General features: G+C 36.6%; 21 protein-coding genes. All 21 read right to left on the minus strand.

What is annotated here, in order from left to right; all coding sequences use genetic code 11:
* Window positions 1-9: 9 nt before the first annotated feature.
* The 21 genes from ACWG42_RS07940 to rplR all read right to left on the minus strand — a co-directional run bounded on the left by ACWG42_RS07940 (window position 10) and on the right by rplR (window position 14,486).
* The gene (locus tag ACWG42_RS07940; RefSeq protein WP_455791393.1) at window positions 10-624 is read right to left on the minus strand and encodes a hypothetical protein; all 615 of its coding nucleotides are present in this window, start codon (window positions 622-624) and stop codon (window positions 10-12) included.
* A gap of 54 nt (window positions 625-678) precedes the next feature.
* Window positions 679-1,422 (minus strand): tRNA pseudouridine(38-40) synthase TruA, encoded by a 744-nt coding sequence (gene truA / locus ACWG42_RS07945; protein WP_455791394.1) that lies wholly within the window; start codon window positions 1,420-1,422, stop codon window positions 679-681.
* Window positions 1,415-2,215 (minus strand): energy-coupling factor transporter transmembrane component T family protein, encoded by an 801-nt coding sequence (locus tag ACWG42_RS07950; RefSeq protein WP_455791395.1) that lies wholly within the window; start codon window positions 2,213-2,215, stop codon window positions 1,415-1,417. The genes truA and ACWG42_RS07950 overlap by 8 nt, the downstream gene beginning before the upstream one ends.
* Window positions 2,208-3,068, minus strand: coding sequence for an energy-coupling factor transporter ATPase (locus ACWG42_RS07955; protein ID WP_455791397.1), 861 nt, complete (start codon window positions 3,066-3,068; stop codon window positions 2,208-2,210). The genes ACWG42_RS07950 and ACWG42_RS07955 overlap by 8 nt, the downstream gene beginning before the upstream one ends.
* Window positions 3,044-3,871 carry an energy-coupling factor transporter ATPase gene (locus ACWG42_RS07960; RefSeq protein ID WP_455791398.1) on the minus strand — a complete coding sequence of 276 codons (828 nt, stop codon included), beginning with the start codon at window positions 3,869-3,871 and terminating at the stop codon, window positions 3,044-3,046. The genes ACWG42_RS07955 and ACWG42_RS07960 overlap by 25 nt, the downstream gene beginning before the upstream one ends.
* A 46-nt stretch (window positions 3,872-3,917) precedes the next feature.
* On the minus strand, window positions 3,918-5,240 hold the full coding sequence (locus ACWG42_RS07965; protein WP_455791399.1) for a hypothetical protein: 1,323 nt from the start codon (window positions 5,238-5,240) through the stop codon (window positions 3,918-3,920).
* Between the two features lie 117 nt (window positions 5,241-5,357).
* The gene (locus ACWG42_RS07970; RefSeq protein ID WP_455791400.1) at window positions 5,358-6,023 is read right to left on the minus strand and encodes a ribonuclease E inhibitor RraB; all 666 of its coding nucleotides are present in this window, start codon (window positions 6,021-6,023) and stop codon (window positions 5,358-5,360) included.
* Window positions 6,024-6,098: 75 nt separating this feature from the next.
* Window positions 6,099-6,692 (minus strand): O-methyltransferase, encoded by a 594-nt coding sequence (locus ACWG42_RS07975; protein ID WP_455791401.1) that lies wholly within the window; start codon window positions 6,690-6,692, stop codon window positions 6,099-6,101.
* Window position 6,693: 1 nt separating this feature from the next.
* A complete protein-coding gene (locus tag ACWG42_RS07980) occupies window positions 6,694-7,782 on the minus strand; it encodes a D-alanyl-D-alanine carboxypeptidase family protein (RefSeq protein ID WP_455791403.1) in 1,089 nt (362 codons plus the stop codon).
* 104 nt (window positions 7,783-7,886) lie between these two features.
* A complete protein-coding gene (rplQ, locus tag ACWG42_RS07985; RefSeq protein ID WP_455791404.1) occupies window positions 7,887-8,252 on the minus strand; it encodes a 50S ribosomal protein L17 in 366 nt (121 codons plus the stop codon).
* Window positions 8,253-8,279: 27 nt separating this feature from the next.
* Entirely contained in the window at window positions 8,280-9,239 is a 960-nt protein-coding gene (locus tag ACWG42_RS07990; RefSeq protein ID WP_455791405.1) for a DNA-directed RNA polymerase subunit alpha, read from the minus strand.
* Between the two features lie 27 nt (window positions 9,240-9,266).
* Entirely contained in the window at window positions 9,267-9,662 is a 396-nt protein-coding gene (gene rpsK, locus ACWG42_RS07995; RefSeq protein ID WP_455791406.1) for a 30S ribosomal protein S11, read from the minus strand.
* A 22-nt stretch (window positions 9,663-9,684) separates the two neighbouring features.
* Window positions 9,685-10,050 (minus strand): 30S ribosomal protein S13, encoded by a 366-nt coding sequence (gene rpsM / locus ACWG42_RS08000; protein WP_455791407.1) that lies wholly within the window; start codon window positions 10,048-10,050, stop codon window positions 9,685-9,687.
* Window positions 10,051-10,067: 17 nt separating this feature from the next.
* Window positions 10,068-10,184 carry a 50S ribosomal protein L36 gene (gene rpmJ, locus ACWG42_RS08005; RefSeq protein WP_455791408.1) on the minus strand — a complete coding sequence of 39 codons (117 nt, stop codon included), beginning with the start codon at window positions 10,182-10,184 and terminating at the stop codon, window positions 10,068-10,070.
* 23 nt (window positions 10,185-10,207) lie between these two features.
* Window positions 10,208-10,426 (minus strand): translation initiation factor IF-1, encoded by a 219-nt coding sequence (gene infA / locus ACWG42_RS08010; RefSeq protein WP_455791410.1) that lies wholly within the window; start codon window positions 10,424-10,426, stop codon window positions 10,208-10,210.
* The gene (gene map / locus ACWG42_RS08015) at window positions 10,419-11,192 is read right to left on the minus strand and encodes a type I methionyl aminopeptidase (protein WP_455791411.1); all 774 of its coding nucleotides are present in this window, start codon (window positions 11,190-11,192) and stop codon (window positions 10,419-10,421) included. Before map ends, infA begins: the two co-directional genes overlap by 8 nt.
* A gap of 1 nt (window position 11,193) precedes the next feature.
* Window positions 11,194-11,841 (minus strand): adenylate kinase, encoded by a 648-nt coding sequence (locus tag ACWG42_RS08020; RefSeq protein ID WP_455791413.1) that lies wholly within the window; start codon window positions 11,839-11,841, stop codon window positions 11,194-11,196.
* Between the two features lie 12 nt (window positions 11,842-11,853).
* A complete protein-coding gene (gene secY, locus ACWG42_RS08025; RefSeq protein WP_455791414.1) occupies window positions 11,854-13,149 on the minus strand; it encodes a preprotein translocase subunit SecY in 1,296 nt (431 codons plus the stop codon).
* A 2-nt stretch (window positions 13,150-13,151) separates the two neighbouring features.
* On the minus strand, window positions 13,152-13,592 hold the full coding sequence (gene rplO / locus ACWG42_RS08030) for a 50S ribosomal protein L15 (RefSeq protein ID WP_455791415.1): 441 nt from the start codon (window positions 13,590-13,592) through the stop codon (window positions 13,152-13,154).
* Window positions 13,593-13,607: 15 nt separating this feature from the next.
* Entirely contained in the window at window positions 13,608-14,117 is a 510-nt protein-coding gene (gene rpsE / locus ACWG42_RS08035; RefSeq protein WP_455791416.1) for a 30S ribosomal protein S5, read from the minus strand.
* 12 nt (window positions 14,118-14,129) lie between these two features.
* Entirely contained in the window at window positions 14,130-14,486 is a 357-nt protein-coding gene (gene rplR / locus ACWG42_RS08040; protein WP_455791418.1) for a 50S ribosomal protein L18, read from the minus strand.
* Window positions 14,487-14,495 lie beyond the last annotated feature (9 nt).

Raw genomic sequence — 14,495 nt, forward strand, 5'->3', positions numbered from 1 at the left:
ATTTTATTCCTATACTTGTCTATAATCGAATTTCCCATTTTCGAAATATACCTTATAACATCTATAATCTAAACTTTTTGTAATTGTCCTTTTTGCATTCTTATTTCCTAGTATGATTGCAAACTCATCATTCTGATGTATTTTAGGTCTCATATTTATATAAAGCTTAGATAACATCTCGTTCATATAATTTAATGCTCCTTCATCACAAAGATCCTTTCTATTCACATAACCAATCACGACCCTTAGTGGGCAATCAATATTCATCAGCTTAATAACTTCATCCGACCAATCTCGATAATTATTCTCATGTTCTATGGCAAAATCCAATATCCATGCATGTTTGTTTAGGGGAGCATTCTTACCCGCATTCTCATATTCTTCTGTTCTTGTCCATCCTACCATATCGATTTTGTAGTACTCTTTTTGAAAAAAGCTTCCTATTCTATTGTCTTTTAACTTAGGATTATGATATTCAATTCCCAAATTAGTCAGACTATCCTCAATACATTTTAAAATTTTCTTTGTGAACCCTTTGGGTTCATTATCATCTCCTAATTCATTTTTTTTTGCAGCAGTATCAACTTCCTTTTTGAATTGATCATAAAATTCTTCTAAATTCATTTGAATACCTCCGTTCTATTTTGATCATACACCTTATATAACAAAAAAAGAAGATTACTCTTCTTTATAATCAACCTTTACTAAATACAACCCTTGGGCTGGCGCTTTATAACGGCATACATGTTTATCCTTCGCATGTAGCATCTGTTCAACATCTTCTTTAGAAATACGATGCTTTCCAGCTTCAATGAGTGTTCCCGCTAGCATTCTTACCATATAACGTAAGAATCCATTGCCTTCAAATATCATACGTACAGATTTACCTTCTTGTAGAATTTCAGCACGTGTTATAGTTTTGATCCTTGGCTTTCTTGGGTCAATTTTATTACTTGTGAAACTTGTAAAGTCATAGGTGCCAATAAATACATTTGCACATTCTTGCATATAGGCAACATCCAAAATCTTTCGATCTTTTTCCATATATTGTTCTAGGAATGGATTGAGTACATCATGTGTAATTAAATAATCATAACGTTTCCCAACACAATCGAATCGTGCATGAAATTCATCATGAACCTTCTCTACCTGTTGAATACGTATGTCTTTAGGAAGAAGGGAGTTGATCGCCTGTCTCCAGTGATCTCCATCAAGTTCTTTAACAGCATTAAAATGGAAGCATTGCGCAATCGCATGAACAAGTGCATCCGTTCTACCACTCGCTGTGATAGGTGTAGGGGTGCCATTGATCTTCTCTAACGCAAGTTCTATCTCTTCTTGGATAGAATGAGTATTGGGTTGTTTTTGCCATCCACCGTATCGAGAACCATCATAACTTACAATCGCTTTGAATCTAGACATATAGCGCAATACCGATAGTAAGAGCTAGGATAACAAAGACACCTACAAGTAATATATAGTCACGCCCTGTCATTTTCAATTGTTTATAACGTGTACGAGGACGATTTGGAATATACCCTCTCGCTTCCATTGCATAGGCTAAATCTTCTGCTCTTTGAAAGGCAGAAACAAACAATGGAACAATCAAAGAAAGAATCGCTTTTACTTTTTCGATTAATTTCCCATTTTCCATATCCACACCACGGGATGCCTGTGCTTTCATTATACGCTGTGTTTCTTCAATTAATGTAGGAATAAAACGTAACGCTATAGAAATCATCATCGCAATTTCATGAGCTGGTACGTGAATTACTTGAAATGGTTTTAATAAATCTTCGATTCCTAATGTAAGTTCTAAGGGTTTTGTGGTGGCTGTTAATATTGTGGTAATCATAATCATTAAGGCTAATCGAACCACAATATATAAAGTCTGTGAAATAGCACCACTATAAATATCCCAGCTACTAATTGAAAATAAGACATCTCCTTGTTTTACTACAATTAAGTTGATAATCAATAAAAAACTTAACATAAACAACATTGGCTTCATAGCTCGCCATAAGAATTTGATTTTTAGTTTTGCTAGGATTGCCACTAGCACAATACAAATGCCTAATACAACATAACCAATGTATCCTGCTGGCAAGAAAATCGCAATCATCATTAGTAACATCGCACATATTTTGGCACGAGGGTCCATTTTATGTATTGGTGAATCTAATGGAAGGTAACTACCTAATGCAATATTATTCATGAGGATTCACCTCTTTTTCAACCGCAGCCGCAAGTTCATCGATATCCAATATCTTTGTGTCGATATGAAATCCGTTTTTAATCAATTCTTCACGAAGACGAATGACAGCTGGTGGATTAATCTCCAATTCTTTTAATATAGAAACATCTTCAAAGAAAGATTGTACATCACACTTAGTTTTCACTTTACCATCTTTCATTACGATTACTTCATCGCAGTAATGAAGAACATGTTCCATATCATGCGTAACAATTAAAACTGTTTTCTTGAATTCTTTATTCATACGTACAAAGAGTGCCATCATATCTTGTGCACCTTGTGGATCTAATCCAGCTGTTGGTTCATCAAGTACTAATACGTTTGGGTCCATTGCTAAAATACCAGCGATTGCGACTCTTCTTTTTTGTCCTCCAGATAAATCAAATGGAGATTTTTCTAAGTAGCTTTCATCCATGCCTACAATTTTTATAATCTCTTTTGCTCGAAGATATGCATCTTCTTCACTTACACCAAAGTTCTTAGGTCCAAAGCTAACATCTTTTGCGATTGTTTCTTCAAATAATTGATACTCTGGAAATTGGAACACAAGTCCTACTTGTTTACGTAAGCTTTTTAAATCTTTTGGTTTTACATTTGCGGTAATGGTTTTATCTAGAACTTGTAATTCTCCACCACTTGGTAAAAGAAGTGCATTTAAATGCTGAACAAGTGTAGATTTTCCACTTCCAGTTTCTCCGATAACAGCGGTTACTTTTCCTTCTGTTATATCTAAATCGATTCCTTTTAATGCTGCATAAGAAAAAGGAGAATCAGGATTGTATGTATGTTCTACTTGTTTGAACGTAATTGACATACTTCATCCACCACCTTTTCCATTGTTGTACATGCTGCTATATGAATATGACATTTTTTCAATGCATTTGTAAATTTTAATGCGAAAGGGATATCCAATTGAAGCGCAATTAGTTCCTCTTCACGCAACAATATGGTTTCTGGTTTTCCTTCCATAACGACATGTCCATCATCCATGACAATGACGTAATCTGCAGTTGCCACCTCTTCAATATCGTGCGTAATTGAGATGATTGTGATTTTACTTTCGCGATGAATTTCTTGAATAAGTTCGTTGATTTCTGCTTTTCCTTGTGGATCTAACATACTAGTGGATTCATCAAAAATCAAGATTTCAGGAGACATTGCTAAAACACCCGCAATGGCAACTCTTTGTTTTTGTCCACCAGATAATTTCGTAGGTTCACTTAACAAATATTTACTCATCTTGACCTTATCCGCAAAACGTTCGATAATCTCTTGCATTTTTTCACTTGCTACCTGATGATTCTCTAAACCAAACGCGATATCATCTGCGACGCTTGCACCAATAAACTGATTGTCAGGATTTTGAAAAACAATTCCAATTTTATTGCGTATATCGTACACATTATCAACCGTTAATTCTTCATCGTCTACAAAGATCTTTCCATCACTTTTTTCTAATAGTCCAGTGATCAATTTTGCTATCGTACTTTTCCCACTACCATTATGTCCAATGATTGTCGTATAACTGCCTTTCTCAATATGAAAAGAAACACCTTCTACTGCGTTTCTTTCTCTATCATAAGAAAAGGTTAGATTTTCTACTCTTATCTTTTCCATTTTCATCACCTCAAAGCCTTATTATTATACAACGAATGAGACCGTATTACAAACCCTTACGCTTTGAAAACAAATGTGCATCTTTTTTTCGATATAATTTTCTAGAAACAATGAATCCTTTATTACTTTTAAATTGTTTGTTTAAAAAGTCATAATATGCTCCTGGTGATACAATACCGCTTAAATCAAACAAATTTAAACCTATGACACTTAATATGTTGGACATGAAGAACACACAATTTGTAGAACACACAAAGAATGTTTTTAATTTTCCTTCTTTGATTTTATAGAACAGTGCTTCTGGTGAAGTTCGTGTTACCCTACTAATATAATCATCACAAATGCCTTGAATTGGAAGATTTTTTTGTTTTAATTGTTCATCACTTTCAAAATCAACCAAATTAGAAAACACTTCTAATAATCGTTCATTCAGTAATTTCTTTTGTTCTGTATTTAAAGATACCCCAAAGCTAACTAATGTTTTCCCTTCATTCTCAAGGCAATTCTTAATATAGGAATCACGTGGTGCGATGATGATTACCCCATCTCCTAACGTACCAAACAACCGACGATTATGAGGATCATAACACCCATAGGATATGACCATCCCACGATACACCAAATCCGCATGTCCAAACATCGCTGGTCCCTTTGCGGCTAAATGAATAAGCACTTCCATATCTACCGGTATATCTTCTTTAATGGCCTCAAATTCTTCTTTGATTTGATCTTCTTTATCTTTGTTTAATAGCGTAGACATTAGATGAGGTGGTATGATTACAGATAAAATTGGAGGTACGGATAATTGTATTTTATGATCTAACTTTTCTCCTGAACCAGTTGGTAATATTTCACGAATCATATCAAGTAAAACATTTCCTCCATAAATAATGAAGTATCCCCCTGTAAACCAATTGATAACTGTCTCATGTTTATCAGGCGCAATCAATAAATAGAAACACATGATTAAATCACCAATCAAGAATAAAATACTATGAATTTGTACGGGTAGTTTATCTTTTTTACGTATGTTCAAAACAATGATTTTTACAATCGCATGAAGCAAAATCCATCCACCCACTAGTCTAGGTAATATCGCATAAAAATATTCTGGAACAGAAAAGGAGACGATTAATACTACAATCCAAAGAAGGATATCCATCCATTGTGAAATTCTTTTTTTAATCTTTTTATAGTTTAAGAACATATTAAAGATTTTAATGACAACGACTCCTGAAATACCCGCAACTAATGTAATATAGAGCCAATTCCATATAGACAAGCTATCAAAAAGAAAAGAGACGCCGAGAACACAAAAAAAAGCGCCACTTACAAACATCGTGAAAAAATTAAAGTGCTTTTTAATCATTTCCCTCATCTCCCTATATCCTCTTATTATATAGGAAAGTAAAAAAATCGCAATATCCTAATTCTATAATTCTCAAGTATGTTTATAGAAAAAAAGAAAACATGGAATTTTCCATGTTCAATAAGTTATCTTGCTTGTCCATCCATCGTAAGTTCCATGATTTGCACGGACTTCATTTACGATGTATAAAATGTTCGCAATCAATTTCACTTCATCTAGTGGAGCGATATGAAGTACAAGAAGTTCAAGTTCTGTTTCACCAGCACTTACAACATATCCTTTATTGATGATTTTGTTTTTAAAGTTCTCAGCATCCTCAACAGCATCAAAATGGACAGTGTGTTGTACAGGACGTTCGTTTTCGTGAACATCACCTTGTGCACGCATATCTTCCATGATTGCTTTTGCCTTATCTTTTAACTCATTGATTTCTTCTTCTAAAAGATTTGGAAATACTTCCTTTGCATCCTTTACAGCCTTTTTTACTTTCTTTGAAGCATGTTCCGCAAAAGCTTCCACTTTATCGCTTGCTTCATCAATTGCCTCATCAGCGCTGTCTAAAGTGTCTTTAATCTTATCTTTGACATCTTCTACACAACAAGAAGTAGGATCACTGATAGGACCTTCTTCAACAGGATCATCTTCATTTTCTGCTAATGCTTCATCATAAAGCATACCTTCATCAAGATCGATGATTTTTTTCTGCTCATCCTTTTTAATTTTATATGCAGCAAGTGCTGCTGCACCACCAAGAATTGCTAATACAGGTATTATTTTTTTCATATAAGTCACCACTTTCTAATATTATCTTTCTATGATTATATTGTATCACAAAACCTTATAGTTAATACATGAAAACTATTTTTTTCTACTAATTCCAATACCATCCCCATCTTCTAGGAATTGTGTGTCATAATCATCTCTGGTTTTTAAGTAATCTACAAAGCGTTCAATTTTGCCAACCAATTGACGAAGATTTCTAGACATCTTACGATCGCGATGTTCTACAAACCCATGAAATTGTAAATTATCAGATAAGATATACCCATGTTGTTTCACATTGCCTTCATAACGCTCAAAAAATTTGATATATTGCGCTTTGGCCGCATCGATAAACAACATGTCAAACTCTCCTTCGATATGTGCTTCTAAAGCATCTCCATATAATAACGTGATTTGAGTTGCGTATTTGCTACGTTCTATATATTCTTTTGCTTTCTGATATCGAGCTTCATCTCTTTCAATCGTTACAACGCGTATATCTTTGTCAAGCATTGCCATACGTAGTGCAGAATATCCGATAGCACTTCCTATTTCCAAAACGGATTTGATATTGTGTTCATGAATAAAAGAACACATAAATTCTAGTCCATCTTGCATCATAATAGGAACGTTGTTATCGACTGCATATTGTTCCATTTCTTGTATTAAATTATTTGTCTCATTCTCCATTTTATCCTTTTACTCCTAAATATTCTTCTAATGTGATTCCTTTATTCATAATCGTAGTTGCGACTGTTTCTCCAACATAGCGTACATGCCATGGTTCATACATATATCCTGTAATATTTTCTTTTCCATTTGGATAACGGATAATAAATCCATATTTATGGCAATTTTCTTCTAACCATTTCCCTGCAGGCGTTTCTCCATAATTATCATCGATCGCCCCAATATCAAAACATAAGCCACTCTGGTGTTCAGAGAAACCAGGACGTGCAGAATAACGATCTGCGGCTTCTTTTCCATCACGCGCTACATAGTTATTATATAACGTTACTTGTGTATCATAGGTACGAAAACCAGAGAGTGTTGGTATATCATAACCTGCCTCTTGCGCTTCTTTTTGAAGATTCTGTAGCGCTGCATAAGCTGTCGAATCCATTTCTCCAAAACTGCTTGGTAAACCATACTTCTTATTCACAATGAGTATACCATTGATATAGGTAGGTTGGATTTCTTGAGATGTTCCTTGTGTACCTTTTTTTACTGTTACCTTATAGCTTTTCTTAGCTTTATTGCCATTCTTATCAATTGCGGTTACCTCTACTGTATAACTTCCTTCTTTTGAAATATTCACATTAGAAGTAACTTGATAGCTCCCTTTTTTTGAACTCTCATGATATTGTAATTCTCCATCTACTGGATCTTTTATAGATTGGATGTTTAATACTGGATTAAACTCACTATCGAATAAGCAGCTTACTTCTTCTTCTTTGAATTCAATACTTGGTTTCTTTGTATCTTTAATTGTAATTTCATGTGTAATTTCCTTTGTTGAGGAACCATCTTTTACTACATATGTCAGTGTCTGTTTTCCGATCTTCATCACATTGATTTTAGGATATGAAGTAATCGTAGCGTTTGTGTCTTCAACAAGGCTTTTTGAACTACTGTTTTGATTTCCGTATTCTATCACATCATTCTCAACAAATGTAATGGATGATGTATCTTTTTTCGTTAGTAAATACCCTGCAATTCCAAGGATGCATATAGCAACAATTATACAGATGATAATCATCCTCATTTTTCTTTGTTTCATCTAACATCCTCCTCATATATACCCATAAGTTTAGCACGTTCCATTCTTTAGAGCAATCAAGAATAAAAAAAAGCACCATGTATATATACACGATGCTATCTAGATTATTTAACTAATTCAATGATTGCCATTGGCGCTGCGTCTCCGCGGCGAACTCTGGTTTTAATTACACGAGTGTAACCACCATTACGTTCTGCATATGCAGGTCCGATTTCGTCAAATAATTTCTGTAATGCTGTCTGTCCTGTTGTTTCGTTAACTACAACATCACGTACGAAAGCAGCAGCCTGACGACGAGCGTGCAGGTCTCCACGTTTCGCTAAAGTAATCAGTTCATCAACAACTGTACGAAGTTCTTTTGCCTTCATTTCAGTAGTTTCAATCTGTCCGTTAGCAATAACTGATGTAGCCATGTTACGGAACAATGCTTTACGGTGATCAGCAGTACGTCCTAATTTACGATTCCACATTGGTCATTAACCTCCCTTGCGAGTATTTTATTCGTATGATTTGAAGTTTAATCCCAAATCATAGATCTTATCTTTTACTTCTTTTAATGATTTCTTACCTAAGTTTCTTACTCTCATCATTTCATCTTCTGTTCTTTGTGTCAGTTCTTCAACAGTTTGAATTCCTGCACGTTTTAAACAGTTGTATGAACGTACGGATAAGTCAAGATCTTCAATCATCATAACAAGTCCTTTGTTCTGTACTTCTCCCTGTGCTTCTTTCATCACAGATTCCATATCATTCACAGCTTCATGAACATTTGTCAATAATTCTAAATGATCAATCAAAATCTTAGCACCTAGTGCAATAGATTCTGCTGGAGAAATGGAAGAATCCGTCCAAATTTCCAAAGTAACTTTGTCATAGTGTGCATCCTGACCAACACGAGTTGGTTCAGCATTGTATGCCACTTTTTCAATTGGTGTATAAATTGAATCTGTATAAATAATACCTAATGGTTGATTAGGTGATTGATATAACTGTTTATTTGTGTCTGCACTCACATAACCACGTCCATTACGAGCTTGTAGTTCCATTTCTAACATACCACCCTCTTCAAGAGTACAGATATGTAAGTCCTGTGTTAGTACTTCTACTCCTTCTGGGCAGATAATGTCAGCCCCAGTTACTTCACCAGGTCCCTGTTTAGAGATACGAAGAGTATAAATCTCATCGTCCTGAATTTTCATAACCAGCGTTTTAATGTTTAGGATGATTGCCGTTACGTCTTCTACAATTCCTGGAATTGAAGTAAACTCATGGTAAACACCATCAACTTTAATTGAAAATACGGCAGCTCCTGGTAAAGAGGAGAGCAAAACACGTCTTAGTGCATTTCCAATAGTTGTTCCAAAACCTCTTTCTAAAGGTTCAAATACAAACTTACCGTAATGTTCTGAATCAATATATTCTTTTACTTCAAAATGTGCACGTTCGAATTTTTGCATAATTACCTCCTCAGTTTAGGTTTACTACTAACCACGTGGTCGTTTTGGTGGACGACATCCATTATGTGGAATAGGTGTTACATCGTTAATCATTGAAATCTCAAGTCCAGCTACCTGTAATGCTCTTACAGCTGCTTCACGTCCAGGACCTGGACCTTTCACATTCACTGAAATTGTCTTCATACCATTCTCTATTGCTGCTTTACCTGCAGCTTCTCCAGCCATTTGTGCCGCAAAAGGTGTAGATTTACGAGAACCTTTGAACCCTAATGCTCCTGCACTTGACCATGCTACAGCGTTTCCGTTTTCATCAGTAATAGTAACGATGGTATTGTTAAAAGTTGAGTGAATATGAGCACATCCACGAGCAATATTCTTGCGGATCTTACGTTTACGAGCGCCCGCTTTTACGTTCTTTGCCATTATTTAATTTCCTCCTATCGTCCTATTTCTTCTTATTTGCTACTGTGCGCACTGGACCCTTACGAGTACGTGCGTTTGTTTTTGTACGTTGTCCACGAACTGGTAATCCTCTTCTATGACGGATTCCACGGTAACATCCGATTTCCATCAGACGTTTGATGTTCAATTGAACTTCACGACGTAGATCACCCTCAACTTTGACAGCATCTACTTCTGTACGAATAGCATTTACCTGCTCATCGCTTAAATCTTTTACACGGATATCTTGACTAATTCCTGTTTTTGCTAGAATTTCTTCTGCTGTAGGACGTCCGATACCGTAAATGTACGTCAATGACACTACAACACGCTTATCGCGTGGTAAGTCAACACCTGCAATACGAGCCATTTTACATTACACCTCCATTAGTTTCCTTGTCTTTGTTTATGTTTTGGATTTTCGCAAATAACCATAACACGGCCTTTACGTTTGATAATGCGGCACTTATCGCACATTGGTTTGACAGATGGTCTTACTTTCATGCGTTTTCCTCCTTATTCACGACTTATTTATGTCGGAATGTAATACGCCCACGTGTTAAATCGTAGGGTGAAATCTCCACAGTTACACGGTCCCCTGGTAAAATGCGGATGTAATGCATACGGATTTTACCAGAAACGTGAGCCAGAATTTCGTGTCCGTTCTCGAGTTTCACCTTAAACATTGCGTTTGGTAGAGTATCGATTACTACTCCATCAATTTCAATAACATCTTGTTTACCCATTATCTGGATGTTCCTCCTTATTTAATACGGTAAGTATTTCATACCCATCTTTCATGATGACGATCGTATGTTCATAGTGGGCGGCAAGGCTACCATCTCTGGTTTTTGTCGTCCAACCATCGCTCATCATTCTTGTCTGTGGTCTGCCTGCGTGAACCATAGGTTCAATTGCCAACGTCATTCCTTCTTTCAAAAGAACGCCATGACCTGCAGAACCGAAATTTGGAACTGTCGGATCTTCATGGACAGAAGTTCCAATACCATGCCCTGCAAAATCTCGTGGAATGGAATACCCATGTGCATACACATATTCTCCAATCGCATGAGATATATCAGTTAAATGATTCCCTGCTTTTGCCATTTTTAAACCTTCATATAAGGCTTCTTCGGTCACGTTCATTAAAGATCGTGCATCTTCACTCACATTTCCTACAGCATATGTCCATGCAGAGTCTCCATGATACCCTTGATAACTGGCACCGATATCTACTGAAACAATGTCACCGTCCTGTAATTTTGTATCGTCTGGGATACCATGTACAACAACGGAATTTATAGAAATACAGGTAGCAGCTGGAAATCCGTACAAACCCTTAAAAGACGGCTTTCCGCCGTTCTTTTTGATAACATCTTCAACGATTTCATCAATCTGTTTTGTCGTAATTCCAGGCTTCATTGCTGCACTTACAGCACGATGTGCAAGCGCAACAATTATACCCGCTTTTCTCATAAATGTCAACTCTTGATTTGTCTTGGCTTTCACCATTCTATTTCTCCAGAGCTGATAGCACATCTTCCCATACGCGTTCAATAGGTTGACTAGCATCAATCGTAGATACAATGCCCTTATCTGCATAATATGCAAGAACAGGAGCAGTTTGATTGCTGTATTCTTCCAAACGTACAATTAGACTTGCTACTGTATCATCTTTACGCTGATACAGATCTCCACCACATTTATCACATTTCCCTTCAATTGTAGAAGGATGTGAAGTAACATGATAGATTTCACCACAATCTTTGCATATACGACGACCTGTAATACGTCCTGACAATATTTCAAAATCGATGTCCAAAGCAACGACTTTATCAATTGCAAGTTCACTACCATTTGCCAATGCATCGAATGCTTTTGCCTGATCCAAAGTTCTTGGATAACCATCTAATAAGAAACCGTTTTTCTTATCTTCTAATTTTTCTAAGTAACTTTTCACCATGTTGTTAACAACTTCATCAGGTACAAGCAAACCTTTATCCATATAGCTTTTTGCCATCATGCCAAGTTCAGTCTGCTTCCCGATTTCACTACGGAAGATATCTCCTGTAGATATGTGGTTTACATTAAACTTTTCAACGATTTTCGAAGACATAGTACCTTTACCAGCACCAGGTCCTCCCATAATAAGGATATTCATTTGCTTCACCTTCTATTTATCCATAAATCCCTGATAGGATTTCTGAGTTAAGCGTCCTTGAATCTGTTTTACAGTTTCCATAGCTACACCAACAACGATGATAACTCCAGTACCACCAATTCCCATATTAGCTGGTAAATTGATGCTCTTAATCAAAGGTAGTGCATGTGGAAGTACTGCAATGAATGCAAGTCCGATAGCTCCCAATACAGTGATTCTACTTAATACTTTATTGATGTAGTCCTTTGTCTCACTTCCTGGACGAATGCCTGGAATATAAGTTCCTGATTTCCCTAAGTTCTCTGCGATTTTTTCAGGATCAACCTGTAGTTTTGCATAGAAGAAAGTAAATAGAAGAATAAGTACTACATAGATTACAAGACTTTCTGCAGTCTGCATTCCCATAAAACGATCAAGTGTAGTTAACCAACTAGCACTTGGCCAAATCATACGGCATAGCTGTAAAGGCGCTACCATGATGGCAGATGCAAAGATAACTGGAATTACACTTGCGGAATTGATTTTCAATGGCAAGTATGTGTTATCCTTGTTTCTAGTTGTTACTGTACTACTTGTATATTGAATAGGAATTTTACGTTCTGCTGTATGCATCCATACAACAAATACAATAATCAACAGATAGCATAAGATATATAATCCATAGGCTGCTATACTAGTAGCTGCCATTTTTGTACCAACCATCGTTTCCCATGCAGATTGAAACTGGAATGGAAGACGAGAGATAATACCCGCAGCAATAATGAAGGAAATACCGTTTCCAATACCCTTCATAGAGATTCGATCTCCGATCCATAAAAGGAACATTGACCCTGCAGTTAACAGTGTTGTTACATAAAGGATAGATGCCCATGTATTCCCACCAACAAGTAACGTAGTGTACTGTTGAGAGAACCCATATACTAAAACTGTTGCCTGGAAAAACGCAAGAACAACAGCTAAATAACGTGTATAACGATCGATCTGTTTTTTCCCTGTTGCCCCGCCTTTAGCAAGCTCCGTTAGGGATGGAACAACGTCCATGGACAACAATTGAATGATGATAGAAGCCGTAATATATGGACCAACACCCATCGCAAAGACAGATAATTGTTCCAAGCCTCCACCACCCAGCAGGTTGATCATATTAAACAATGAGTTATTTTCAATACCTTTTGTTAACTCCGTTACATCTACACCTGGAACTGTTATTGCAGATCCAAAGCGAAAGATAAACAGCATGCCAAGAGTAAAGAATACTCTTTTACGAATATCCTTATTCTTGAACATGTCCACAAAGGTTCTAAACATGATTAGATAACCTCTGCTTTTCCGCCTGCTTGTTCAATGGCAGCGATCGCTGATTTAGAGAATTTGTTAGCTTTTACAGTTAATTTCTTTTCTAAAGCACCTTCGCCTAATACTTTGATGCCATCAAGTTCTTTTTTAACTAAACCACATTCCAATAATAATTCTGGAGTGATTTCAGTTCCATCTTTAAAGTTATTTAAAGATGCTACGTTTACAATACCATACTCTTTACGAGTGAAGTTTGTAAATCCGCGTTTTGGTAAACGACGAGCTAATGGTGTCTGACCACCTTCAAAACCTAAACGAACTCCTCCGCCAGATCTTGCGTTCTGTCCTTTATGACCCTTACCAGCTGTTTTACCATTTCCAGATCCATGTCCACGACCTTTACGGAAAGCCGATTCTCTAGATCCTTCTGTATATTTCATTTCATGTAATTTCATAGTTTCACCCTCCTGTTAACCGCGAATTTCTTCTGGTTTTTTACCACGGAGACGAGCTACGTCTTCTACCGTTTTCAGGTTCTGCAATGCTTCTACTGTTGCACGTACCATATTGATTGGTGTACGTGAACCGATACATTTAGATAGAACATCGTTGATACCTGCAAGTTCTAATACATCACGAACTGCACCACCAGCGATAACTCCCGTACCTTCTGAAGCAGGACGAAGGAAAATTTCACCAGCTCCATAAGTTCCAACGATTTCATGAGGAATTGTAGTTCCTACCATTGAAACATGGAATACGTTTTTCTTTGCATCTTCGATAGCTTTTTTAATAGCGTCAGGTACTTCGTTTGCTTTTCCTGTACCGAACCCTACGCGACCTTTTTTATCTCCAATAACGACAAGAGCAGCAAAACGGAAACGACGTCCACCTTTTACTACTTTCGTTACACGGTTAATGGTAACAACGCGTTCTTCAAATTCTTTTTCACGCTGATCTCTTCTTGGTTTACGTTCCATTCGCATAACCTCCTAAAATTTCAGTCCGGCTTCTCTAGCTGCATCAGCCAGCGCCTTGACACGACCTGTGTAAACATATCCTCCACGGTCAAATACAACAGTTTCAATTTTTGCTTCTTTTGCACGTTTTGCGATTTCTGTTCCTACAGTTTTAGCGGCTTCTGTATTTCCACCGTTTTCTAATTTCAATTCTACACTACTTGCTGATGCCAATGTTTTTCCATTAACATCATCGATAATTTGTGCGTGAATGTTGCTGTTTGAACGGAAAACGTTCAGGCGGGGACATTCAGGAGTACCGCTGATTTTGGTACGAACACGCACGTGACGGCGTAGACGCTCATCATTTCTAGATATTTTCTTAAGCATTGTTCAAGT

The sequence above is a fragment of the Amedibacillus sp. YH-ame10 genome, assembly GCF_053848885.1.